The sequence below is a fragment of the Microbacterium sp. SGAir0570 genome (assembly GCF_005491085.2).
Taxonomy (GTDB): Bacteria; Actinomycetota; Actinomycetes; order Actinomycetales; family Microbacteriaceae; genus Microbacterium; species Microbacterium arborescens.
Genome location: NZ_CP027929.1, coordinates 334815 through 359056, shown reverse-complemented (window position 1 = coordinate 359056; position 24242 = coordinate 334815). Strand labels below are relative to the sequence as shown.

Sequence of the window (24242 nt, the reverse complement as noted above, 5' to 3'; positions counted from 1 at the left end):
TGCGCCTCCTTTGTGAAGCGTATGAGCCCCTACAGTCGCCTCATGACCGTCCCCCACCTCGTGACCGAGATCCCCGGCCCGCGCTCCCGACGCCTCCACGACGAACGCGGTCAAGCCGTATCGGCCGGGTTCGGCGTGACGCTGCCCGTCTTCATCGCGGATGCGACGGAGTCGACCCTCATCGACGTCGACGGCAACGAGCTCATCGATCTCGCGTCCGGGATCGCCGTCACGAGCGTGGGTGCCGCCAACCCGCGAGTGCGGGAGCGGGTTGCGGCGCAGGTCGAGCGCTTCACCCACACCTGCTTCATGGTGACGGAGTACGAGGGATTCGTCCGGGTGGCCCAGTGGCTCAACGACCACACGCCCGGCATCCACGAGAAACGCACGGGCCTGTTCACGACGGGCGCCGAAGCCGTCGAGAACGCCGTCAAGATCGCTCGCGCCCACACCGGTCGGGCGGGCGTCCTGGTCGTCGACGAGGCGTACCACGGCCGGTCGCTGCTGACGATGGCGATGACCGCGAAAGAGCACCCGTACAAGACCTCGTTCGGCCCGTTCCCCGCCGACGTCGTGCGCGTCCCGAATGCCAACCCCCTTCGCGGGCGTCCGGTGGCCGACGTTCTGGCCGCGATCGAACAGACGATCCGCGAGCACGGCGCCGACGCCTTCTCGGCGCTCGTCGTCGAGCCGATCCAGGGCGAGGGCGGCTTCGTCGTCCCCGCCCCCGGCTTCCTGCCCGGGCTGCGCGAGATCGCCGACCGATACGGCATCGTGCTGGTCATCGACGAGATCCAGAGCGGTCTCGGCCGCACCGGACAGCTCTTCGCGAGCGAGCACGAGGGGGTGGTGGCCGACCTCATCCTCACGGCGAAGGCGCTCGGCGGCGGACTCCCCCTCAGCGCCGTCACGGGTCGCGCCGAGATCATGGACGCCGTGCACCCGGGCGGTCTCGGCGGCACCTACGCCGGCAACCCGCTCGCCTGCGAGGCCGCCCTCGGCGTGTTCGAGGTGCTCGAAGACCCCGGTCTGCTCCCCCGCGTGGCGCGCATCGAGGGTGCGATCCGCGGCCGGCTCGAACCGCTCCTCGCCGAGTTCGACGTCGTCGCCGAGATCCGCGGACGGGGCGCGATGATGGCGGTCGAGTTCGCCGACCCCGGCACTCTTGCTCCCCGCAGCGACCTCGCCCAGGGGGTGTCGGCCGCGTGTCACGCCGCGGGGGTGCTGACGCTCACGTGCGGCACCTACGGCAACGTCATCCGACTCCTGCCACCGCTCGTGATCGACGAGGCGGTGCTCGCAGCCGGACTCGACATCCTCGTCGACGCCATCCGCTCCACCGTCGCAGGCGGGCCGGACAGCACCATCGCCGACGCCACCGAGGAGGACGCCGCATGAGCGGCACGACAGATCTGCTCGACTTCGACGGCCAGCTGAGCGAGGCCGAGCGCGACGTGCGCGACCGCGTCCGCGCGTTCGTCAACACCCGGGTGAAGCCCGCGATCGCCGGCTGGTACGACGCCGCACGGTTCCCCGCGGAACTGATCCCCGAGCTCGCCGACCTGGGCGTGCTCGGCATGCACCTGACGGGCTACGGCTGCCCCGGTCGCAGCGCCGTCGAGTACGGTCTCGCCGCGATGGAGCTCGAAGCGGGCGATTCGGGCCTGCGCACCTTCGTCTCGGTGCAGGGCTCGCTCGCGATGAGCGCGATCCACAAGCACGGCAGCGAGGCGCAGAAGCAGAAGTGGCTGCCGCCGATGGCGCGCGGCGAGGTCATCGGCTGCTTCGGGCTGACCGAGCCCGATTCGGGCTCCGATCCCGGCAGCATGACGACGTTCGCGCGCCGCGACGGCGACGAGTGGGTCATCAACGGCGCCAAGCGCTGGATCGGCCTCGCCTCGATCGCGCATATCGCCGTGATCTGGGCCCAGACCGACGAGGGCGTCCGCGGGTTCGTCGTCCCCACCGACACCCCCGGGTTCACGGCGACGCCCATCGCACCCAAGATGTCGATGCGCGCCTCGATCCAGTGCGACATCGCCCTCGCCGACGTACGGCTGCCGCTCGATGCCCAGCTGCCAGAGGCGCGCGGACTGCGCGCTCCGTTCTCGTGCCTCAACGAGGCCCGCTACGGCATCGGCTGGGGCGTCATCGGCGCGGCACGCGACAGCTACGAGACCGCCCTCGACTATGCCGGCCGCCGGATGCAGTTCAATCAGCCGATCGCCTCGTTCCAGCTCACCCAGAGCAAACTCGTCGACATGGCGCTCGAGATCGAGAAGGCGCAGCTGGTGGCCCTGCGACTGGGCCGACTGAAGGACGCGGGGCGGCTCCAGCCCCACCAGATCTCCGTGGCGAAGCTCGCCAACACCCGTGCCGCCATCGCGGTGGCCCGCGAGGCGCGCACGATCCTCGGCGGCAACGGCGTCACCGCGGATTACTCGCCGATGCGTCACGCCGCGAACCTCGAGTCGGTGCGCACCTACGAGGGCACGGATGAGATCCACACCCTCGTGCTCGGAGCCCACCTCACCGGCATCCCCGCGTTCCGCACCGCCGCTGCCCAGGAGGACCGATGAGCACGCCCATCGAACTGCGACACCTCATCGACGGCCGATGGGTGACCGGCAGCGGCGACGAGCTCGTCGACCTCAACCCGAGCCGCCCGTCCGACATCGTCGCCTCGGGGCCGGGCGCGTCGGATACCGACGTCGCCCGCGCGTTCGTCGCAGCCCGGGCGGCCGCCGAGGGGTGGCGGCGGACGCCGGCCCGGTCGCGGGCGGCCGTGCTGCTGCGCGCGGCGGACTTCGTCGCGGCGCGCAGCGAGGAGTGGGGCACCGAGCTCGCCCGCGAGGAGGGGAAGACACGGGCCGAAGGCATGGCCGAGGTCGCCCACGGCGCCAACATCCTGCGGTACCACGCGCACGACGTCGAGCGGGCGTCGGGCGAGGTCTACGAGTCACCCAACCCAGGCGAGCGCATCCTCGTGGTGCGCCGACCGGTCGGGGTCATCGGCGCGATCACGCCGTTCAACTTCCCCTTCTCCATCCCGGCATGGAAGCTCGCCCCCGCCCTGGCGTGGGGCAACACGATCGTGTGGAAACCGGCGACCTTCGTGCCCGTCCTGGCGATGCGCTTCGCCGAGGCGCTGATGGAGGCCGGGCTACCCGACGGGGTGCTCAACCTCGTCAACGGAACCGCCGCGGTCGGCGAGGCGATCGTCGCTCATCCCGACGTCGACGCCGTGACCTTCACCGGCTCGACCCGGGTCGGACGCCAGATCGCGTCCCGACTCGCCGGCCGCGGCATCCCCTTCCAGGGCGAGCTGGGCGGCAAGAACGCCTCGCTGGTGCTCGAGGACGCCGACCTCGACCTCGCCGTCGAGCAGGTCGCGATCGGCGCGTTCCGCGCCGCGGGGCAGAAGTGCACCGCGACCTCGCGCGTCGTCGTGCACGAGGCGGTCGCCGACCGCTTCCTCGCGGCTCTGGCCGAACGCACGCGAGCCGCTGTCGTGGGCGACGCGCTCGGTGACGGCGTCGAGGTCGGCCCCGTGGTCGATGCGGGCGCCCGCGACCGCATCAACGCCGCGCTCGATCGCGCGAGCCGCTACGCGACGCCCGTCGTCGCGCCCGGACCCTACCGCGACGGCCCACTCGCCGAGGGGTTCTTCATCCCACCGTCGGTCTTCGAGTTGCCCGCGGCTGAACCCGGCGAACTGTGGCACGACGAGCTGTTCGGCCCCGTCGTCGGCGTCCGGCGGACGCGCTCCGCGGCCGAGGGCTTCGCGCTCGTCAACGACAGCGAGTACGGGCTGTCGACCGCGGTCTTCACGACCGACCTCGGGCGCGCTCTCGCCGCGATCGACGACATCCGGGTCGGGGTCGTGCACATCAACTCCGCCTCGGCCGGAGCCGACCTGCACGTGCCCTTCGGCGGCACGCGCGGCAGCGCCCTCGGCCCGAAGGAGCAGGGAGCAGTCGCCCGCGACTTCTTCACCGAGACGGCGACCGTCTACCTCCGCGGCTGACCCTCCCGCCGTCCCGGGCGGGCGGGTCAGCCGGTTCCGCGATGCAAGAGATCCGCGGCGACACCCCGGGTTGCGGCATCCGCTCACGGGGTGTCGGCCACGATCCCTTGCATCCGGGCGCCGGCCAACGGGTGCCGCATCCGGGCACCGGCCGACGGGGGCCGCATCCGGGCACCGACAATCGGATGCCGCGGTGCGGCGTCACTCCTTCTCGGCGGCGACCCGTTCGTGCGTGCGCTGGGTGGCCGTGGCCATGTCGTGCGCGACGCCCAGCGACTCGAGGTAATCCGCAACGGCCGCCATCTCGTGCGCACGGCGCACCGCATGGGTGCGCGTGCCCCGCTCGAGGCGTTCCACCACCGCGTGCCCGTCGCCGGCGAGCTGGCGGGCGATCTGGTCGCGGATCCACTGCTCCGACCCCGCGGCTCGGCCGGCTGCGAGCGCCTCCGTGATGATCGCGCCCAACCCCTTCATCAGGATGCTGCGCAGGAGCTTGCGCGCCGACGCATCTCCCGCGATCTCGCCCCCATCCTCCACGGAGGCGCCGAACGAGCGCAGCGTCTCGATCGCGACGGCACGCCCCGATCCGGACACGATCGCGTCGGTCGCAGCTCCCCGGATGGGGACGGGCCCGAGGATCGCGACATCCGCGAACGCCACCCCCGGCCCCTCGACGACCTCGGCGACCCGCAGCAGCGCCTCCGGCGACGCGGTCGTGCAGTCGACGTAGGTCGCATCGGCCCGCAGGTGCGGCGCGGCCTCGGCTGCGATCTGCTCCGACAATGACGCGGTGGTGAGGGTGAGCACGATCTCGGCTGAGGCGACGGCCTCCGCGAGCGTCGCCGCACGCGTGACCCCTTCCGGCGTCTCGGGGGCGAACGGGTCGTACCCCGTCACGGCATATCCCGCGGCGACAGCACCCTGGGCGTAGAGACGCCCGGCCTCGCCGAGCCCGACGACGGTCAGCGGGGTCGCATTTCCGGCCTGCACCCGCGCGGCGTTCACAGCGGCCATCAGCTTTCCACCGGCTTCTCGCCGCGGATGTTGAACAGCACGTAGCCGAGCAGCGAGACGATGACCGCGCCGACGATCGCCGGCCCCTTGAAGAGCGTCTCGGCGGTGACGACGAGGTCGGGCAGCACGAACACGATCCCGACGATCTGGGTGAGCACGAGCGCGCAGGCGAGCGCGAGGAACGCCATCATGGCGAGCGCGAAGACTCCCGTGACGGTTCGATCGAGCGTTTTCCGCATGAGGATGCCTCTCAGGTGATGGGGACGGGGACGATGCCGACGGCGATCAGCACGCCGAGGACGAAGAACGGCAGCACGTAGTACATGACGAGCGGGATGAAGGTCTGCTCGGGGCGCGCGCCGGTGATGCCGCTCGCGACGAAGATCGCACCCGATGCCGGCGGCGATGCGCCCTCGGTCGAGGCGAACACGAGGATCGCGATGACGGCGAGCAGGGGGTCGACCCCCGCGGCGACCAGGGTCACGAGCGAGACCTGACCGACGGCGCTGAGCGTCGCGGTCGACGACAGCGGGCCGGCGACGAGCACGACGAAGAATCCGACGAGAGCCACGAGCAGCCACACGGGGATGTCGAGGTTGCCGAGCAGCGCGTCGACGTCGTCGGCGAGGCCGAGCGAGGCGAGGACCTCGCTCGCGGCGATCGCGAAGAAGAGCAGGGCACCGATCGCGTAGTACTTCGACGCCGCGCCCCCGAAGAACTCCCACCACTCTCGCGCGGTGCGCGGGAGCTGACGCCAGCCGACGGCCGCGCTGATGAGGATGATGAGGACGGGGATCCAGGTGATCAACGACACCGAGCCCATCGCGTCCGACAGCGGTGAGGCGGCCAGGAAGTCGGCGAGCGGACCGATCGTGATCGAGACGGGGATGACCGCGCCGAGGAAGATCAGCATCGAGGTCCAGTTGCGGCGCACCGCCGGACCGACGGCGGGACGCTCTTCGCCGGCGACTTTGTGGATGCCGTCGCGGTGGACGAACCAGGCGATGAGCACCATCCGGATGAGGAACTGGTAGATGCCGGCGACGAACAGGGCGAGGTAGACGGAGCTCGTGGTGACGAGGCTGCCGGCGAATCCGATCATGATGACCATCGACGCGCTCGGCGGCAGCGCTGCGCCGAGCCCCGCGTTGCCGGCGATGACCGTCGCGGCCCGCGCCTTGCTCCACCCGGTGCGCGTCATCCACGGGCCGGTGATGACGCCGCTCGTGGCGGCGTTGCCGGTGTTCGAGCCGCCGGCGACGGCGCCCATGGCACCGGAGGCGACGGTGTCGACGATCGCCGGCCCGCCGCGGAGGCCGCCGAGCAGGCTCGTGAGGATCTCGATCAAGCGGGCGATGGTTCCTGTCCGCTCGACGAGGTAGGTCATGAAGATGAACGCGATCGCCGCGTACATGACCTCGTTCGAACTGGCGTCGACGATCGCGTCGCGCGCCACCTGGGGCGCTTGGAGGCCGGCGAACAGCACGGTCGCGACGAAGCCCAGGAGCATCGCCTCGGCCATGCTCCGCTTCACCACGACGTTCCACACCACGATGATCGCGAGGAAGACGAACAGGGCGATGACGGCTACGGGCACGAGGGCACCTCCGTCGAAGGGGTCGGATCGTCGTTGATCACTCGCAGCTCCTTTGCTCGCGATGGCTGCCACATGACGTGGCGGTATTTCGTCAGACACAGCTTGTTTGCGTCAAGTGAAACGTCATTTCACAGGATGCGCGATGTGCTTGTCAAGCCGACAGGCTGGATCGAAGACCTCGCAAGCCGACCCGGCACGACACGCGTCAGGGCGAGTCAGGGCGCGTGAGGGTGCGTCGGGGCGCCTCACGCAGCGCCGTGCCGACAACCGGAGGCAGAGCGCCGACAGCCGAGGCGTCAGAGGGAGAGAGCGATGGCGTGCGCCGCCCGGCGCAGCTCCGGCGCCCACCCGCGGAGCATCTCCGTGGTCGTGCTCTCGTCGGGGCCCAGGACCGAGACCGCGGCCACGACGCCGCGCTCGCGGTCGAGCACGGGCACGCTGACGGCCGCGACGCCGACGTCGCGTTCGGACACCGAGATGTGGAAGCCCGCAGCTCGGATGCCGTCGACCGACGCGCGGAGCAATTCAGGGGTCACGACCTCTCCGCCGGCGGTGCGGAACTCGTTCGCGTGCTCGAGCACCCGTTCGCGCTCATCGTCCGGCAGGAAGGCCAGCATCGTCCGCCCCGCGCCGACCAGCAACGGCAGCCGCCGCCCGAGGGGCAGCTGATACCGCAGCGGGTCGCGCCCATCGACGCGTGCCGCGAGCACCCGCGACTCTCCCGAACGGGCATACAGCGAGGCGGTGAGACCCGTGGTGCGGGCCAGTTCCTGCAGGTGCGGGCGCGACCGCACGACGAGCGGGTCGGACTGCAGGTAGCGGTGAGCCATGCCGAGCCCCGCGACGCCCAGGCGGTACTCCCCGGTGTCGTCGTGCTGGACGAAGCCGCGGCGCTGCAGCACGCCGACGAGCCGGAGGACGGTCGCCGCGTGCAGCTCGGTGCCTCGGCTCAGATCGACCAGACGCAGCGGGCCGTCGGAGCGTTCGAGCATCTCGAGGATGTCCAACGCGCGTTCGACGCTGCGAACGGTCGGCTGATTCGCGGCATCCGGGGTATCGGGCATGACCTCATTCTCGCAAGGTCGGCACGATTCCCCGGGACCGGCTCAGCCCGCGACGATCGACGCCCTGATCTGCGTCTCGTCGGCATGTTTGGCCTCCGCCCGCGCGAGAACCTCCTCGGCCTCTGCGGCGGGCACGATCACCACGCCGTCCGCATCGCCGAGGACGATGTCGCCGGGGGCGACGACGACACCGCCGACGGCCACGGCGCGGTGATGGCGCCACGGGCCGTTCTTGTACGGCCCCGCCGGCGTGACCGATCGCGCGAAGGTCGGAAAGCCGAGCTCACCGAGCTCGTCGGCGTCGCGCACCGCGCCGTCGATGACGATCCCGACGCACCCGCGCACCCGCAGCCGCTCGGCGATGAGCTCGCCGATCAGCGCGCGGTTGCGGGCGCCGTGACCGTTCACGACGAGGACGTCACCGGGGCCGATGTCGGGGAGCGTGCGATGGATACCGAGGTTGTCACCCTCGGCGACCTCGACGGTGACCGCGCGGCCGGCGACTCGGGCCCCGCGCCATACCGGGCGGATCTCGGCGTCGACGACGCCCAACCGCTCCATCGCGTCTCCGACGTTGGCTGTGGGCAGTGCGCCCAGGCGCTCGATCAGGCTCGTGTCCTCGGTCATGTTCTCCTCCTTCGGCGCCGGGGCCCGGCGCGCATCATGGTGGTCGGCGGGTGGTCAGCGAGCGGGAGCGGCGAGCCCGAAACGGTCGGCGAGCACGCCGAGGCGGTCGTGATCGACGTCGGTGAGCCGGATGCCGTCGCGCTCCGCGCGCTCACGCTGCTCGTGCTCGATGAGGCCCGGGTAGTAGACGCGCTCACCGTCGGCGGCATCCATATCCGCGACATCAGCGAGCGACTGCTCGACCAATCGGTCGAAGAGATCGGCCCCGCCGAAGGCCTCGGGATCGAGCGCGATGACCAGGTGGCCGGTGCCCGACACCGCCGATGAGTCGGGCAGACCGACGACGGAGCCCACCGGCCCGGTACCCGACAGGCTCCCGGCGAGCAGGTCGATCACGAGCGAGAGACCCGCGCCTTTCGGCCCACCGAGGGGAGCGAGGTTGCCGGCGAGCGCAGCGGCGGGGTCGGTCGTGGGCGCGCCGGTCGCGTCGGTGGCCCAACCGGCGGGGATCTCGGTCGCGCCATTGTCGAACGCGCGCCGGATCTTGCCGCGCGCGACCGTCGTCGACGACATGTCGAGGACCGCCAGGGGGCGGTGCCGCGAGGGGATCCCGATCGCGATGGGGTTGGTGCCGAGCAGCCGGCGCGTGCCGTTGAAGGGCGGCATGGCCGGCGAGGCGTTGGTCAGCGCTATGCCGACGAGCCCGCTCTCGGCGGCAGCGCGGACGTAGTGCCCCGCGATGCCGAAATGATTGGAGCGGGCGACCGACACGACGCCGGCGCCGTACGCGCGCGCCCGCTCGATCGCATCCACCATCGCGCGACTCGCGGCGAGCTGCCCGAAGCCGTTCGCCGCATCGAGCAGCGCGGTCGCACCGTGGTCGCGGACCAGCACCATCTCGGGATCGAGGGCCATCACTCCGGCGTCGACGCGGTCGAGGTAGGTCGCGAGACGCGTGGCGCCATGAGAGTGGACGCCGAGCAGATCGGCTCCCACCATGACACCGGCGACGACGTCGGCGTTGTGCCGCCGCATCCCGGCAGCCGCCAGCACATCGGTCGCGAACCGTCGCAGTTCGATGCCGGTCGTCGTCATAGCCGTCTCCCCGTCGAGATGGTCATTGTTTCGCTAGTTGCAACGCAAGTGCGTCTAGTGAAACTAGCACGACGGGTGCCGTGGCTGCCAGGGCGGGGTTGGCAACCCCGCGACACAAGGGTCCGAACGAGACACCCCGAGCCCGAGGCATCCTGACCGGGGTGTCGGATCAGATCCCTTGCATCCCGATCCAGGCGGGCGGATGCCGGCTCGCCGGCTCAGCGCTCGATGATGACCTGGTCACCCACCCGCACGACACCGCCGCCGTCGGCGGGGAGGAGCAGGATGCCGAGGGTCGGCTCGGCCTGATCGAACTCGGTCGTCAGCACGCGCAGAAGGCGCGCGTCGCGCTCGCCCGTGTCGGGATTGGCCATGATCGCGGCGCACCGGCCGATGGGGCGCTGCACCTCGAACGCGACCTCGCCGATGCGGATGCGGCCGCTCCAGCCGAGCTCGTCCCATGCCCCGGCACCCGAAACCACGATGTTCGAGCGGAACCGCCGACTGTCGACGGGCGCGGCCACGGCGGCGTCCACGTCGTCGACCGACGCGGCGCCGTGCAGCGAGACATAGCCTCGGGCCCGGTCCTGGAACCGGGCGGTGACACCGTCGCCGACGAGCCGCAGCGGCAGCACGCCCTCCTTCTCGAGCCGTCGGGCATCCGGCGAGGCCTGCACGAAAGCGGTCACGGCTTCCTCGAGCTCGCGCCGGCCAGCGTCATCGAGCCCCGCTTCGGCGAGCACCACTCCATCGGCGCTCAGCCGCAGCCGCTGGGCGTCGGCGTCGGCGTCGGCGTCGGCGTCGAACAATAGAGCCACGCGGGCGAGCGCCGGGAAGTCCATGAGCGCGAGGCCACGGCTCTTCGGCCACGACTCGAGGCCGTCGGCATCCTCGGGCTCCACCGCGTCGGCGAACCGGAAAGCGAGCACCCGGTCGCCGGCGATCCGACCGTCGGGCTGGACGACGAGCTCGTCGCGCGCTTCGGGGGTGAATCCCTTGACGGGGTAGCGGTACAGGGCGGAGACGGCGGGCACACCGCTACTCTGCCGCACAGCACAGTGCTGCGCCGCACCGAGATCAGCTGCCGGCGACCGCCCAGGCCGCGAGGGCGGCGACGAGCGTGCGGTGGCCGGAGGCCTCGAAGGCGCGTGCGTCGTGCCCGAGCACGTCGACCGCGATGCGGCCGCCGCCGTACTCCCGCACCCACGCCGCGGCCTCCTTCGCACCGTCGCCCTCGTGCCATGCCACGACGGTGCGCTGCCCGAGCCGCTGCAGCGCGCAGTAGCGCTCGTCGTGGGTGTGGAAGGTCGTGGGAACCTCGACGGGCACGGCATCCGGTTCGACCTGGACCGTCATCTCGCCCGCCTCGGGGTGGAACGAGAGCTCGGGCAGCCAGATGGCGCCCAGCGCGGGCGCCCACTCCGGGTAATCGCGCAGCGACGAGACCGCCGAGTGCACCGCGAGCACGCCGATGCCGCGCTCGAGCGCAGCGGCGAAGCCCGCGACCGACGACGGCGGAGCGCCGCGCGTCAGGCTGCTGCCGCCGCGCCAGGGATCGCCCGCGCAGACCGCGACGAGGTCGTACCCGTCGAGGTTCGCCATGCCTTGATCGACGTCGTCCGACACGGCGACATCCCAGTCGCGGTGGCGGAGGATGTCGGCGACCTCGGCCCCGACTTCCGCGAAGGGGTGCCACGGGTCGGCGTACCGCCCCGATCCGGTCAGGACGAGTGCTCGATGTGCCATGTCGGTGTCCCCCTCGCGTCTGTTCTCCCACCGTAGGGGCCGCGCGCCCCTCCCGCCGACGGGTTGAGAATCGACGCCGCCTGTGACACCGCGCGGTCAGGGCGCCGTGAGCTCACCCGGCCGGAGCCCGAGGAGAGCCTCGACGGCGGTGGACATGAGGCGGATGCGGGCATCGGCGTCACGCCACGACACGAGAGCGTGGGCGTTGAGCCCATCGATCATCCCGAGCACCTGGGCCGCGACGGCGACGGGGTCGTCGACCCGGAACGTGCCTGCGTTCACGCCGTCGCGGATGATGCCTTCGAGGAAGGCCGTCCAGGCATCCATCTGCGCGCGCACGCGCTCGGCGAGCGCTTCGTTGCGGCGACCGAGCGCCCACGACTGCACCCACACGAGGGTGACATCGGAACGGGTGCCGTCGAGGAGCGTGCGCAGCAGCTCGCGCACCAGCAGCACGCTGTCGGGACTCCTCTCTCGCAGGCGATCGAGGTCGCTCAGCTCGGCCGCGACGATCGTGTCGAACGCACCTGCCACGACGTCGTCCATGCTCGGGGCATGATGCGCGACGAGCGCCGACCCGACGCCGACCGACGCCGCGACGGCACGCAGGGTCACCGCGCTCAGTCCCTGCTCGCGGGCGATGCGCTCGGCGGCGGCGGCGATCTGCGCGCGGCGCTGTTCTCCGCTCAGCCGCGCTCGCCCCGCGGAATCCTTTGACGCCATGCCCGCCAGTCTGTACGCTTCCCAGAAATTGATCAACTGATCAACTGGATCCGGAGGAACGCGATGCCCTGGAGGATGCCGGCCGAGACCGCGCCGCACGAGCGCACCTGGATGGCCTTCCCGCGCGTCGGGTTCACCCTCGGCGACACCGAGGCGGATCGCGCCGAGGGGTACGCCGCCTGGACGGCCGTCGCCCGCGCCGTGGCCGAGTTCGAGCCGGTCTCGATGCTCGTCGACCCGACCGAGACCGCACGGGCGCGCGACCTTCTCGGTAGCGGGATCGACCAGCACGAGACGCCGGTCGACGAGTTCTGGATGCGCGACCACGGCCCGACCTTCGTCGTCGACGACGAGCGGCCCGGCGTCCTCGGGGCCGTCGACTGGATCTTCAACGGGTGGGGCGCCCCCGACTGGGCGGACTGGCGCCTCTCCGCCGAGCACGCCCGCATCATCGCGGCCCACGTCGGGGCGGAGCTCGTCAGCTCGATGCTGGTCAACGAGGGCGGCGGCATCCACGTCGACGGTGCGGGCACCGTGCTGCTGACCCAGACCGTCCAGCTCGACCCCCGCCGCAATCCCTTCGCCGATCGGACGCGCGTCGAGGCCGAGATGCTCCGCACGATCGGCGCCGGCACGGCCATCTGGCTGCCCCGCGGGCTCACGCGCGACTACGACGAGTTCGGCACGAACGGCCACGTCGACATCGTCGCGACCTTCGCCGCGCCCGGACGGGTGCTCCTGCACGCGCAACCCGACCCCGCGCACCCCGACCACGCCCTCATGCCCGAGATCCGCGCCGCCCTCGAGGCGGCGACGGATGCCGCGGGCCGGCGCCTCGAGATCATCGACCTGCCGGGCCCCGCGCAGCTGCGCGACGACGAGGGCTTCGTCGACTTCAGCTACGTCAACCACCTCGTCGTCAACGGCGGGGTGATCGCCTGCGGCTTCGGCGACCCCGCGGCCGACGACCGCGCCCGCGGCATCCTCGCCGAGGCCTACCCCGGCCGCCGCGTCGTGACGGTCGACGCGCGCCCGCTCTTCGCCCGCGGCGGCGGCATCCACTGCATCACCCAGCAACAGCCCGCCCCCGCCCCCTCCCCTTCCCCCGTCGACTCGCCACATTCTGCGGATGCCGCCCCCGCCGGATCCGCACTTCCTGGCGACTCGACGGTGGGCGCGACGGGGACAGACCGGTGATCGAGGTCTGGGAGGCCTCCATCAGCGAGCTGGACGCGGCGCTCGCTCGCGGTGAGACCACCGCGGTCGGGCTCGTCGAGGCGTACCTCGCGCGCATCGACGCTTACGACGGCCCGGACACCGCCACCGCGCTCAACGCGATCGTGGTCCGAAACCCCGATGCCCTCGCCGAAGCCCGCGCATCCGATGAGCGTCGCGCGCGCGGCGAGAGCCGCGGCCCGCTCGACGGCATCCCCTACACCGCGAAGGACAGCTACCTCGTGCGCGGCCTGACCGCGGCCGCCGGAAGCCCCGCGTTCGCCGACCTCGTCGCCCAGCGCGACGCCTTCACGATCGAGCGGCTGCGGGATGCCGGCGCCATCTGCCTCGGGCTGACCAACATGCCCCCGATGGCCAACGGCGGCATGCAGCGCGGTCTCTACGGGCGGGCCGAGAGCCCGTACAACGCCGACTATCTGACCGCCCCGTTCGCGTCGGGATCGTCGAACGGCTCGGGGACGGCCACCGCAGCGAGCTTCGCCGCGTTCGGGCTCGGCGAGGAGACGTGGTCGAGTGGGCGCGGACCGGCCTCGCACAACGCCCTCTGCGCCTACACCCCGTCGCGCGGCGTGATCTCGGTGCGCGGCAACTGGCCGCTCGTCCCGACGATGGATGTCGTCGTCCCCCACACCCGGACGATGGCCGATCTGCTCGCCGTGCTCGATGTCGTCGTCGCCGACGATCCCGACCCTCACGGCGACTTCTGGCGGATGCAGCCCTGGGTCGAGATCCCGGCCGCATCGGCCGTCCGCCCGCAGACCTACCGCGACCTCGCGGTCACGGGCCCCGCCGACGCCCGCGCGGTGCTGGCCGGCCGACGCATCGGCATCCCACGCATGTACATCGGCGCCGATCCGGATGCCGGCACCGCCGACTCCCCCGGCATCGGCGGGCCGACCGGGCGACGCATCGAGACGCGGCCGAGCGTGATCGCGCTGTGGCGGTCGCTCCGCGCTGAGCTCGAGGCAGCCGGAGCCGAGGTCGTCGAGACCGACTTCCCCGTCGTGTCGCGCTACGAGAACGACCGGCCCGGCGCGGGGTCCATCGCGACGAACGGTCGCGTGAGCCCCGAGTACCTGCGCCGCGAGATCGTCGATCTGTCGGCCTGGGCCTGGGACGACTTCCTCCGGGCCAACGGCGACCCCGCCTTCCCCGGCCTCGCGCGCGTCGACGGAGCACGGATCTTCCCGCATCCCGACGGCGCCCTGCCCGACCGCTACGACGGATTCGACGACGACATCGCCGGGTATCCCGACTGGGTCCGCGCGCACCCGCGCGTCGCGCTCACCGACATCCCGCATCTCGAGGCCGGGCTCCGCGGGCTCGAAGAGACCCGGGCGGTCGACTTCGAGGAGTGGATGGATGTCGAGGGCCTCGACGCCGTCGCCTTCCCCGCCGTCGCCGATGTCGCACCCGCCGACATGGACGTCAACTCCGCGTCGGCCGATCTCGGCTGGCGCAACGGCACGTGGATCGCCAACGGCAATCTCGCCATCCGCCACCTGGGCATCCCGACGGTGACGGTTCCGATGGGACTCCTCCCCGACATCGGGATGCCGGTCGGCCTGACGATCGCCGGGCGCGCGTACGACGACAGCGCGCTGCTGCGGCTCGGGGCGGCCGTTGAGGCGATCGCTCCGCGGCGGGTCGCACCGCCGCGGACTCCGCCGCTGACCTGATCCATCCGCCGGGCACCGACCTGTCCCGCACCGCCCCGACGGAACTACCCTCGACGCAAGGAGGACCCATGACCGAGCGCTTCCCCGCCCGCATGCACGACGTCACCGATGAGACGCGCGCGATCGTCGATCTCGTGCTGGAGTATTCGCGCGGCCGGCTCCTCGCCGAGGACACCCCGCTCGACAAGCCCCTGCCACCCTCCGAACTGCGGCGCCTGGCCGGGCGGACGATCGACGCGGGCGGTATCGGCGCACGCAAGGCCATCGGCGTCTTCGAGCACATCCTCGCGCCGTCGTGCATCTCGACCGACGACCCCCGCTACCTCTCCTTCATCCCGAGCGCCCCGTCGAAGGCCGCCGCGGCGTTCGATCTCGTCGTCTCGGCGAGCGCGCTCTACGGCGGGTCGTGGCTCGAGGGCGCCGGAGCGGTGCACGCCGAGAACGAGGTGCTGCGCTGGCTCGCCGACGAGTTCGGACTGCCCGCCGGCGCCGGTGGCGTGTTCGTGCAGGGCGGCACGCTCGGCAACCTCTCGGCACTCGTCGCCGCTCGCGAGACCGCCCGGGGGCGCGGCATCCGCCCCGACCGCTGGCGCGTGGTGTGCAGCGCGGAGGCGCATTCCTCGATCGCGTCGGCGGCCCGCGTCATGGACGTCGACGTCGTCGCGGTACCCGTGGCCGATGACGGCATGCTGCGGGGCGAGGCGGTGCGCGCCGCACTCGCGGAGCACGGCGAGAGCGTCTTCGCCGTCGTCGCGACCGCCGGGTCGACGAACTTCGGCATCGTCGACGACATCGCCTCCGTATCGGCTGTCACGCGCGAGCACGGCGTGTGGCTGCACGTCGACGGCGCCTACGGTCTCGCGGCGATGCTCTCCCCGATCGCGCGCCACCGCTTCGCCGGTGTGGAGAACGCCGACTCGGTCATCGTCGACCCCCACAAGTGGCTGTTCGCGCCGTTCGACGCGTGCGCGCTGATCTACCGCGACCCCGAGCTCGGGCGACGGGCGCACACGCAGCACGCCGAGTACCTCGACACGCTGACCGAGACCTCCGACTGGAGCCCGTCCGACTACGCCGTGCACCTCACGCGCCGGCCGCGCGGCCTTCCGCTGTGGTTCTCGCTCGCGACCTATGGCACCGACGTGTACCGCGACGCGATCACGCGGTCGATCGAGCTCGCCGAGCGCATCGCCGCCGAGATCGAACGCCGCCCGGAGCTCACACTGGTGCGCCGACCTCAGCTCGGTGTCGTCGTCTTCGAGCGGGTCGGGTGGGAGCGGTCCGACTATGCGCGCTGGTCGTCGGATCTGCTGGAGCGTCAGCACGCGTTCGTCACCCCCAGCAGTCACGCGGGGCGGACGAACGCCCGGTTCGCGATCCTCAACCCCCGCACGACGTACGACGACCTGACCGGCATCCTCGACACGATGGCTTGATCGACGCGATGGGGCCTCATCACGTCGCGCAGGACGACGTGAGGCCGAGCGCGACGGAGAGGAAGCCGATCGTCGCGGTGTTGGTGGCGGCACGCTCCCACCCGCCGGGGCCAACGGCGTACAGGGTGAAGACCGACGAGCCGAGCTCGACGAGGCTCGGCGCGAGCGATACCGACGTGGCCGTGGCCGGAAGCGTGCCGGAGCGGTTGGAAGAGCCCACGAGCGTCCACCGGTACCCGGTGATATTGCCGCCCACCGGTGCCGTGTTCCACCCGACGACCGCGGGAACGAGCAGCCCGGATTGCACGCACCGCACCGCACCGGGCGATGTCACGGTCACGGCCGAGAGGCTCGTCGAGGCGGCGACCTCAGCGTCGACCCAGGCCGCATCCGTCTCCACCGGTGCGATCAGCCCGACGGCGACGCACCCGGCGAGCGCGAGCCCCGCGGCGACGAACCACGAACGGCTCCGAGGCCGCGGGGAGCTCATGCGCGCCCCCTCGGCCTACGCCGCCGCGACCGGTCTCCCCGGTCTCGCCGCGGCCAGAAGATCGCCACGACGAGCACCGTCGCAGCCCCGGTCACCCCGGCCATGACGGGCGGCGTCCCCACGCCGGCGATGAGCGGCGCGATGCCCGGAACCGAGAACATCACGATCCGAACGCGCTCCACGTCGTAGGGGAACGGATCCTCGACGACATTCGCGTCGCCGCGCATCGTGATCCGACGCGCCTCGGGGTCGCCGTCCGGAACCGCGACGACACTCGTCACCCGGTGCGTGATCGGCAGCTTGCCCGCGCGCTCGACGGTCACGACGTCACCCACGCGGACCTCGGACGCCGGGATGCCGCGAGCGACGGCCGCCGCACCGGCGGGGATCGTCGGCGACATCGAGCCGGTGCTGAACAGCGTCACCCGGACGTCGAACACGGCCGCCGCGATCGTCAGCGCGATGCAGAGCGCTCCTGTTGCCGCAGCGAGCACGAGCATCGCATCACCGACGCGCGAGAGGGGCCGCCGTCGTGGGGTCACGACCCGCGCCGTCCGGGCTTCGGCGCGGGTCGCCGGCTTCGTCGGCTTCGTCACCGTGGTCGGCGATGTCATACGGATCTCAGCTCGCCGATGTTCCCGTGAACGTCCACGTCACCGTTCCGGAGGTTCCCTGGAAGGAGTTGGCCGCACCGGGCTGGATGCGCACTTCGACGCAGAAACCGAGCTGCGCCCCCGCGGCGTCGATCGGGTTCGCGACGATGGTGCCGGGAACCGTGGTCACCGGGATGTAGGTCGAGGCGCTGCCCGCGACGAAGACGGGGGTGCCCGTCGTGAACGCGGCGGCATTGCAGGTCGCGGTGGGGACTGCGGCACTCAGCCGGACTGCGCGGTACTCGAGTGCCGGCGCCAGCCCGCCGGTCGCGGTCGCGGATGTCAGCGAGATCGTGCCCCCGACGGTCGAGGCGGGCGACGTGCGCACGTTGATCCAGGCCTGAGCGAGGGCACCCGGTGAGAGCGCACCACCCGAGAAGGTCAGGGTCGCCGCATTCGGCGCCGTCGCGTGACTCGCATAGGTCGGAGAGCCAGCCGTCTGCGACTGCGTGTCGAAGACGCTCGCGACGAACGACCCGGTGGCCACCTCGCTGTCGGTCCAGGCGGCGATCGTCGATGCCGTGCCCACCCCGAGCACGCTTCCCGCCGCGAGGACCGCCAGGACGCGTCGGCGCCGCCACCGGCGTCGCGCATCCCCTCTCGTCTGCATCCGCGGAATCAGGGCAGCGTGTCGCCCGAGGTACCCGCGAACTCCCACGTGATCGTCCCGGCTTCGCCCTGCTCGATCGCACCGGCAGTGACCACGAAGCAGAGGTCCACCGGGGTCCCGGCGGCGGTGAGGTCGAAGACGTCGACGGTTCCGGTCGCGTCGGCGGCACGGTCTGCGACGACCTCCGTGCCCGTGGGCGGGGTGGCTGCCGAACACGTCACGCCGAAGTCGTCCTCGACGAAAAGCGAGTACGTGAGGTCGTCGCCGATGGCTCCACCGATGACGTTCTCGACAGAGACGGCGGCCTCGTTCGTCGAGGTGCCCGAGAGCTGCACGGCGAACGGCGCGTAGACCACGTCATCGGGGGCGAGGGCGTCGGCGTCGAGCGTGAAGGTGAGGGTCTTACCGGGCGCGGCGGCATCGCTCGTGAACGTCGTCCCGTCGGTGCTGCCCTGGAGGTCGAACGACCCAGCGCCGAACGTTCCCGTGGCGAACTCCGAGTCGTTCCAGACAGCGAGCGTGACGATCGCACCGATCCCGAGGACCAGGCCGCCCGCGGCGAGCGCCAGCGCCATCCGCCGGCGGCGCTGCGGGTCGGGGGACGCATCCGCCCGGGATGGTTCTGCTGATGCGGGTGCGGATGTCATGGGCGGGGCTCCTCGGGCGCGACGCGGACGGTTCAGATCCTGAGGACTGTAGCCGCGGAATGTGCAGGTCCGAGAGGCTTCCGCGCCGAGACCAGTACACCGGGATTCATCCTCGGCATCCCTCAGTAGCCGGGCTCGCCGACTACTGAGACCCGCGCCCCGAACTCAGTGTCAGCCGATGACGGCGATGCGCTGCTCGTCGCCCGCGGGCGACACCAGCACGATCTCGCCCGGACGAGCGTCGTCCGAGACGCCGTCGACCCCGAGCACGCTCAGCCGGGGCGAGTAGTCCATCGTGCAGACCTGATCGGCCGCTCCGGCGGCCTCGGTGGCGCGCACCGCGTCACCGTCGAGCGCCACGGTCTCGAACACGGGCGGGCAGCTCGACGAACCCCAGGTGAGCAGCACGAGGCCCGCGTCATCGAACCAGCCGGCGCTCGGCACCATGTCACCGGTCACCTCGCCCGTCGGCCCCTCGAGCCCGGCGACCCCGTCCAGATCGGCGTCGCCGGTGTATCCGCCGGTCACGACGATGTCGACGTCCTGGGTGGGGTCGACACCCGCCGGCAGCCCGACGTACGACGCGCGCGGAACGTAGTCGCGCGTGCAGGCCGCGCCCTCGGGGTCGGTGAGCGCGACGGTGACCGTCTGTCCCGACGCCGTCACCTCGCCGACGACGGGCTGACACGAGGAGCTGCCGTACGTCACGAGGCCGACAGCACGGCCGCCGTCGAGCCACGCCGCCTCGACATCGGCGTCCTGCGACGGCGCCGCCGAGCCGGTATCCGACCCGCTGGCACCCGTGTCGCCGGGCGCGGCCCCGCCGGGGGTCGTGGCGCAGCCTGCGAGCGCGAGCGCCGAGAGGAGCAGCAGAGCGGATGCCGCGGTCGTGCGTGTCGTCGTCATGGTCTCATCCTTCCGTCATCCCGAAAGTGTCGCGTCACCGCGCATCGTCTCAGAACCCGATCACTGCAGCGCGGAGGTCAAGCGCGCGAGGTTGTCGAGCACCGTCGACCGGAGCGGCTGCTTCATCCACTCCTCGAGGGTGAGCTCACGTGAGAGCGACCGGTACTGGTCTTCAACCTGACGCAGCTGGGCGATGAACTCCTCGCCGCGCACGAGCATGGAGATCTCGAGGTTCAGACCGAACGACCGCATGTCCATGTTGCTCGAGCCGATGATGGCCACATCGTCGTCGATCGTCAGGCTCTTCGTATGCAGGATGTAGGGCTTGCGATACATCCAGATCTTCACACCCGCCCGCAGCAGCGCCTCGTAGTAGCTGCGCTGGGCGTGGTAGACCATCGCCTGGTCGCCCTCTTCCGAGACGAACAGCTCGACCTGCAGGCCGCGCTGGCAGGCCGTCTGCACCGCCAGCAGCAGCCCCTCGTCGGGCACGAAGTACGGGCTCACGATGATGACGCGCTTCTGCGCCGCGAACAGCAGGGCGGTGAACAGCTTGAGGTTGTTCTGGAACTCGAACCCGGGCCCGGACGGGACGATCTGGCAGTCCAGGTCGCCCGGCCCGCTCTCGAGCTCGAACAGACCCACGTCTTCGGAGGGCGCCGAGCCGGTCTCGCTGTACCAGTCCGAGAGGAACACCGCGTCGATGCTCGCCACCACGGGACCCTGCACCCGCACCATCAGGTCGACCCAGTGCAGGCCGCGCTTGATGTTCTTCTTCAGGTTGTAGGTCGAGTCGGTCATGTTCTGCGACCCGGTGAACGCCACCCGCCCGTCCACGACGATGAGCTTGCGGTGGTTGCGCAGGTCGGGCCGCTGGTATTTGCCGCGAAGCGGCTGCACCGGGAGCATGTGGTGCCAGTCCGCGCCCATCGCCGTGAGGCGCTTCACCGTGGCGCGATAGTTCGGCTTGCCGCGGTTGGCCCAGTAGTCCAGGAGCACGCGCACGGTCACACCGCGCGCGGCGACCTCTTCGAGCGCGGCGAAGAAGACGTCGGTCGTCTCGTCGGACTGGAGGATGTAGAACTCCACGTGCACGTACCGCTCGGCTTTGCGGACCTCCTCCGCCATGCGGCGGATGCTCTCCTCGTAGTCGGAGATGATCTCGGCTCCGTTGTCGCCCGCGAGCGGCATCGCGCCGAGGTTGCGGTTGAGCGTGACGACCGAGGTGAACCACGCGGGGGCGTCGGGACGCAGAGTGCCGAAGTCGAGCCCCTCACTGGTCTCGCGGATGTACTGGTTGATCTCGCGCTGCATCCGGCGCCGCTTTCGCGGCAGACGGGGATTGCCGATCAGAAGGAACAGCAGCACGCCGACGAACGGGATGAAGTAGATCGCGAGCAGCCACGCCATCGCGGCCGTGGGGCGCCGGTTGCGGGGCACGACGATGATCGCCGTGATGCGGATGACGAGGTCGGCGATGAAGACCAGGACGAGCCACCAACCGGGGAACTCGAACGCGGTGAACTCGATCGTCACGCCGCCCCTCCGATCTCCTCGGAATCAGCGTATCGGGCGCGACCGCTCATCCCACGGGTTCAGGGGGCCGAGCTGTCGGGCGCGGGAGCGGCGAGCCCACGGGCCGCACGCTCCTCGGCCTCGATCTTCGCGTACGCCCGGCGCTCGGTGCGATCCATGCGCAAGATGCCGCGGAGGACGAAGACGAAGAGCACCGAGACCACGAGGGTCGGCAGCAGCGACCAGATGACCGCGCTCACGTATTCGTCCATGCCCCCTATCGTACGTGTCCCCGCTGATGAAAGGCCCAGTCGGGCAGGTGGCCGATCTGCGCGAACGACATCAGGATCTCGGCGAGCCCGTGATCGGGGTCGATCTCGAGCGCCCGCTCGGCGTACGACGCGGCGTGCGTGGATCGCCCCAGCGCCCAGGCGAGCCACGCGCACAGCGCGAGCGGTCCCGGCCGCAATCGACGCGGGGCCAGCGCGGCTACCTCGCGCACCACCGCGAGCGCGGCGAGCAGGCGGTCGGGGTCGGGTCTGTCGCCGTCGCCCCACATGATGCGCCCGAGCCGTTCGGGATACTCCTCACCTCGCTCCCACCGTCGCTGGGCTTCGAGGGCGTCCTCGCCGCGGTCGGCATCCGTCGCCCACTGCACGAGGGCGACATCACGCAGCGACGGTCGTGACAGGCACCAGACCAGCAGCGCCACGACGAGAGGGTCGAGCTCGGCGGGATCGCCCCCGAGCACCCGCTCGAACAGGCGCGGCGGGTCATCGAGCTCGCACGCCGCCTCGAGTGCGGCGGGGTCGACACCGCCGCCCTCCGCCCCCGACTCGCGCGTATGCCGGCGGCCACCGCCCACCCGCGGGATGCCGCACACCACCGCGAGCGCCGTCTCGAGCGAGCGGAGCGCGCCGCCCACCGCGCGCCGTTCTGCGGCGCTACGACGCGGCAGAACGGCGCCCGATGCGTGATCGCTGTCGATCGCGGGATCGGGGCCCGGACCGGGGTGCCGCGCAGCGGCCCGCTCGATCTCGTCGAGAGACCGGCCGCCCGTCGGGCACGACGAATCGAGGTGCGACCCCCAGCCGTCGGTCGCGACGGTCAGCAGGTCGACGACCCGCACACCGCAGACGTCGGCCGCCCGGCTGACCGCCGTCAGGACGGGCACCCCCGGCAGCCCGTCAGCCGCCGACTCCGGGACGTACGCGATCGCTGTCAGGGCATCGGCGTCCGGAATGCGGCACACCATCCCGACGATCGTCGCAGCGGCACTGTCGAGGTCGCCGAGCGCGCCGGTCGGCAGGTCGACGCGCATCGCGCCGAGGCTCCGCGACCCCGCGAAAGGCACCACGATGAGGCTTCGGCTCGGGACGAAGCCGAGCAGATGAGGAACGAGGGAGAGGAAGTGCGCGGCATCCGCGGCGCGAACAGTCGTGGTCATGCAGACCAGGCTGGCGCCGGGCGAGGCGGTGCAGAGCGCGAGCGGGACGGGATGTGGAAACCCGGACGGACCTCGCGGCCTCGCAGGAATCGGCGGTTACTTGACCAGCGGGAAGAGGATCGTCTCGCGGATGCCGAGGCCCGTGATCGCCATGAGCAGGCGGTCGATGCCCATGCCCATGCCGCCGGTGGGCGGCATCCCGTGCTCGAGCGCCCGCAAGAACTCCTCGTCGACGCGCATCGCCTCGTCGTCGCCGCGAGCGGCGAGCTTGGCCTGCTCGACGAAACGCTCGCGCTGGATGACCGGGTCGACGAGCTCGGAGTAGCCGGTCGCCAGCTCGAAGCCGCGGACGTAGAGGTCCCACTTCTCCACGACGCCCGCGATCGTGCGGTGCTCGCGGACGAGCGGCGACGTGTCGACAGGGAAGTCCATCACGAAGGTGGGGCGCTCGAGCCCGCCCTTGACGAAGTGCTCCCAGAGCTCTTCGACGAGCTTGCCGTGCGTCGCGACCTTCTCGGGCACGACGACGCCCACCTCGGCGGCGAGCGTCTGGAGCTCCTCGAGCGAGGTGGCGGGCGTGATCTCGCGCCCCGCGGCGGCCGAGAGCGAGTCGTACATCGAGATGCGGTCCCATTCGCCGCCGAGATCGAACTCGGTGCCGTCGGCCCACGTGACGGTCGTCGATCCCGCGACGGCGATCGCCGCGTTCTGGATGAGCTCCTGCGTCAGATCGGCGATGCCGTTGTAGTCGCTGTACGCCTGGTAGGCCTCGAGCATCGCGAACTCGGGGCTGTGGGTCGAGTCGGCGCCCTCGTTGCGGAAGTTCCGGTTGATCTCGAACACGCGGTCGATCCCGCCCACGACGGCGCGCTTGAGGAACAGCTCGGGCGCGATGCGCAGGTACAGCTCCGTGTCGAAGGCGTTCGAGTGCGTGATGAACGGGCGCGCGGCGGCACCACCGTGCTGCACCTGCAGCATCGGGGTCTCGACCTCGAGGAAGCCGTGCTCGTCGAACGTGCGACGCAGCGAAGCGTTGACCTTCGCTCGGGCCACGACCGTCTCGCGCGCGGTGTCGCGCACGATGAGGTCGAGGAAGCGCGAGCGCACGCGGCTCTCCTCGCTCAGCTCGGAGTGCAGGTTCGGCAGCGGCAGCAGCGCCTTCGACGCGATCTGCCACGCGGACACCATGATCGACAGCTCGCCGCGGCGGCTGGAGATGACCTGGCCCGTGACCGAGACGTGGTCGCCCAGGTCGACGAGCTCCTTCCACGCCTGCAGCGACTCGTCGCCGACCTCGGCGAGCGAGACCATGGCCTGGATGCGGCTGCCGTCGCCCGACTGCAGCGACGCGAAGCAGAGCTTGCCGGTGTTGCGGCTGAACACGACGCGTCCCGCGACCGACGCGGTCACGCCGGTCTCGGCGCCCGCCTCGAGGTCGGCGAAGCGCTCGCGCAGCGCCGGGATGGTGTCGGTGACGGCCACGGCGACGGGATAGGCGCCGCCCGCGGCATCCGCTCGTTCGCTCAGCAGCCGCTCGCGCTTGGCGAGGCGCACGGCCTTCTGCTCGATGACGTCGTCGGCGTCGTCGACGGGGGGCACGGGCGCGTCGCTCATGGCAGAAAAACTCCTCGGGATTCGACGTGCCAGTCTACCGAGCGCGCCACGGCTGCTCGGCGATACACCCGTGCTCGGCGATACACCCGTCGGACCGGCGGTGCTGGTGTCGCCTC

Annotated in this window: 24 protein-coding genes; 6 read left to right on the top strand and 18 right to left on the bottom strand. The window is 71.4% G+C overall.

The window, feature by feature from the left end:
• Window positions 1-42 precede the first annotated feature (42 nt).
• The 3 genes from gabT to C1N74_RS01685 are packed head-to-tail and all read left to right on the top strand — an operon-like array spanning window position 43 to window position 4027.
• On the top strand, window positions 43-1398 hold the full coding sequence (gabT, locus tag C1N74_RS01695; RefSeq protein ID WP_197690580.1) for a 4-aminobutyrate--2-oxoglutarate transaminase: 1356 nt from the start codon (window positions 43-45) through the stop codon (window positions 1396-1398).
• The gene (locus C1N74_RS01690; RefSeq protein WP_137749834.1) at window positions 1395-2579 is read left to right on the top strand and encodes an acyl-CoA dehydrogenase family protein; all 1185 of its coding nucleotides are present in this window, start codon (window positions 1395-1397) and stop codon (window positions 2577-2579) included. The genes gabT and C1N74_RS01690 overlap by 4 nt, the downstream gene beginning before the upstream one ends.
• Complete coding sequence (locus tag C1N74_RS01685; RefSeq protein ID WP_137749833.1) at window positions 2576-4027, top strand: aldehyde dehydrogenase family protein; 1452 nt, start codon at window positions 2576-2578, stop codon at window positions 4025-4027. The genes C1N74_RS01690 and C1N74_RS01685 overlap by 4 nt, the downstream gene beginning before the upstream one ends.
• Window positions 4028-4228: 201 nt before the next feature.
• Here the strand turns inward: C1N74_RS01685 and C1N74_RS01680 are convergent, their stop codons facing one another.
• From C1N74_RS01680 to C1N74_RS01640, 9 genes are all read right to left on the bottom strand, one after another.
• On the bottom strand, window positions 4229-5041 hold the full coding sequence (locus C1N74_RS01680) for an NAD(P)-dependent oxidoreductase (RefSeq protein WP_114598126.1): 813 nt from the start codon (window positions 5039-5041) through the stop codon (window positions 4229-4231).
• Window positions 5041-5280: a hypothetical protein gene (locus C1N74_RS01675; protein WP_064956382.1), complete on the bottom strand. Its 240-nt coding sequence runs from the start codon at window positions 5278-5280 to the stop codon at window positions 5041-5043. Before C1N74_RS01675 ends, C1N74_RS01680 begins: the two co-directional genes overlap by 1 nt.
• An 11-nt stretch (window positions 5281-5291) precedes the next feature.
• Entirely contained in the window at window positions 5292-6638 is a 1347-nt protein-coding gene (locus C1N74_RS01670) for a TRAP transporter large permease subunit (RefSeq protein WP_023952876.1), read from the bottom strand.
• A 296-nt stretch (window positions 6639-6934) separates the two neighbouring features.
• Window positions 6935-7702 (bottom strand): IclR family transcriptional regulator, encoded by a 768-nt coding sequence (locus C1N74_RS01665; RefSeq protein WP_137749832.1) that lies wholly within the window; start codon window positions 7700-7702, stop codon window positions 6935-6937.
• A 42-nt stretch (window positions 7703-7744) separates the two neighbouring features.
• Window positions 7745-8329 (bottom strand): dimethylmenaquinone methyltransferase, encoded by a 585-nt coding sequence (locus C1N74_RS01660; RefSeq protein WP_023952880.1) that lies wholly within the window; start codon window positions 8327-8329, stop codon window positions 7745-7747.
• Between the two features lie 54 nt (window positions 8330-8383).
• The gene (locus tag C1N74_RS01655) at window positions 8384-9424 is read right to left on the bottom strand and encodes an Ldh family oxidoreductase (protein ID WP_137749831.1); all 1041 of its coding nucleotides are present in this window, start codon (window positions 9422-9424) and stop codon (window positions 8384-8386) included.
• Window positions 9425-9642: 218 nt separating this feature from the next.
• On the bottom strand, window positions 9643-10458 hold the full coding sequence (locus C1N74_RS01650) for an MOSC domain-containing protein (protein WP_137749830.1): 816 nt from the start codon (window positions 10456-10458) through the stop codon (window positions 9643-9645).
• A 43-nt stretch (window positions 10459-10501) separates the two neighbouring features.
• The gene (locus C1N74_RS01645; protein ID WP_023952898.1) at window positions 10502-11170 is read right to left on the bottom strand and encodes a ThuA domain-containing protein; all 669 of its coding nucleotides are present in this window, start codon (window positions 11168-11170) and stop codon (window positions 10502-10504) included.
• A gap of 96 nt (window positions 11171-11266) precedes the next feature.
• Entirely contained in the window at window positions 11267-11893 is a 627-nt protein-coding gene (locus C1N74_RS01640) for a TetR/AcrR family transcriptional regulator (protein ID WP_137749829.1), read from the bottom strand.
• A 63-nt stretch (window positions 11894-11956) separates the two neighbouring features.
• Between C1N74_RS01640 and C1N74_RS01635 the strand changes: the two genes are divergently transcribed.
• The 3 genes from C1N74_RS01635 to C1N74_RS01625 all read left to right on the top strand — a co-directional run bounded on the left by C1N74_RS01635 (window position 11957) and on the right by C1N74_RS01625 (window position 16244).
• Window positions 11957-13090 carry an agmatine/peptidylarginine deiminase gene (locus C1N74_RS01635; protein ID WP_137749828.1) on the top strand — a complete coding sequence of 378 codons (1134 nt, stop codon included), beginning with the start codon at window positions 11957-11959 and terminating at the stop codon, window positions 13088-13090.
• On the top strand, window positions 13087-14808 hold the full coding sequence (locus C1N74_RS01630; RefSeq protein ID WP_137749827.1) for an amidase: 1722 nt from the start codon (window positions 13087-13089) through the stop codon (window positions 14806-14808). Before C1N74_RS01635 ends, C1N74_RS01630 begins: the two co-directional genes overlap by 4 nt.
• A 68-nt stretch (window positions 14809-14876) precedes the next feature.
• Window positions 14877-16244 (top strand): aminotransferase class V-fold PLP-dependent enzyme, encoded by a 1368-nt coding sequence (locus C1N74_RS01625; RefSeq protein WP_137749826.1) that lies wholly within the window; start codon window positions 14877-14879, stop codon window positions 16242-16244.
• Window positions 16245-16263: 19 nt separating this feature from the next.
• Here the strand turns inward: C1N74_RS01625 and C1N74_RS01620 are convergent, their stop codons facing one another.
• The 9 genes from C1N74_RS01620 to lysS form a co-directional block, all read right to left on the bottom strand.
• Window positions 16264-16734 (bottom strand): hypothetical protein, encoded by a 471-nt coding sequence (locus C1N74_RS01620; protein ID WP_064956388.1) that lies wholly within the window; start codon window positions 16732-16734, stop codon window positions 16264-16266.
• Window positions 16731-17348 carry a S26 family signal peptidase gene (locus tag C1N74_RS01615; protein ID WP_219994753.1) on the bottom strand — a complete coding sequence of 206 codons (618 nt, stop codon included), beginning with the start codon at window positions 17346-17348 and terminating at the stop codon, window positions 16731-16733. Before C1N74_RS01615 ends, C1N74_RS01620 begins: the two co-directional genes overlap by 4 nt.
• 7 nt (window positions 17349-17355) lie before the next feature.
• Window positions 17356-17997 carry a SipW-dependent-type signal peptide-containing protein gene (locus C1N74_RS01610; RefSeq protein ID WP_137749825.1) on the bottom strand — a complete coding sequence of 214 codons (642 nt, stop codon included), beginning with the start codon at window positions 17995-17997 and terminating at the stop codon, window positions 17356-17358.
• An 8-nt stretch (window positions 17998-18005) separates the two neighbouring features.
• A complete protein-coding gene (locus C1N74_RS01605; protein WP_258317972.1) occupies window positions 18006-18644 on the bottom strand; it encodes a CalY family protein in 639 nt (212 codons plus the stop codon).
• Between the two features lie 171 nt (window positions 18645-18815).
• On the bottom strand, window positions 18816-19550 hold the full coding sequence (locus tag C1N74_RS01600; RefSeq protein WP_137749824.1) for a hypothetical protein: 735 nt from the start codon (window positions 19548-19550) through the stop codon (window positions 18816-18818).
• Between the two features lie 60 nt (window positions 19551-19610).
• On the bottom strand, window positions 19611-21080 hold the full coding sequence (gene cls / locus C1N74_RS01595; protein ID WP_233494941.1) for a cardiolipin synthase: 1470 nt from the start codon (window positions 21078-21080) through the stop codon (window positions 19611-19613).
• Window positions 21081-21145: 65 nt separating this feature from the next.
• Window positions 21146-21337 (bottom strand): hypothetical protein, encoded by a 192-nt coding sequence (locus tag C1N74_RS01590; RefSeq protein WP_064956394.1) that lies wholly within the window; start codon window positions 21335-21337, stop codon window positions 21146-21148.
• 5 nt (window positions 21338-21342) lie between these two features.
• Complete coding sequence (locus tag C1N74_RS01585) at window positions 21343-22512, bottom strand: DUF4192 family protein (RefSeq protein WP_137749823.1); 1170 nt, start codon at window positions 22510-22512, stop codon at window positions 21343-21345.
• 96 nt (window positions 22513-22608) lie between these two features.
• Window positions 22609-24126, bottom strand: a complete 1518-nt coding sequence (lysS, locus tag C1N74_RS01580; protein ID WP_023952918.1) for a lysine--tRNA ligase — start codon at window positions 24124-24126, stop codon at window positions 22609-22611.
• Between the last annotated feature and the right edge of the window lie 116 nt (window positions 24127-24242).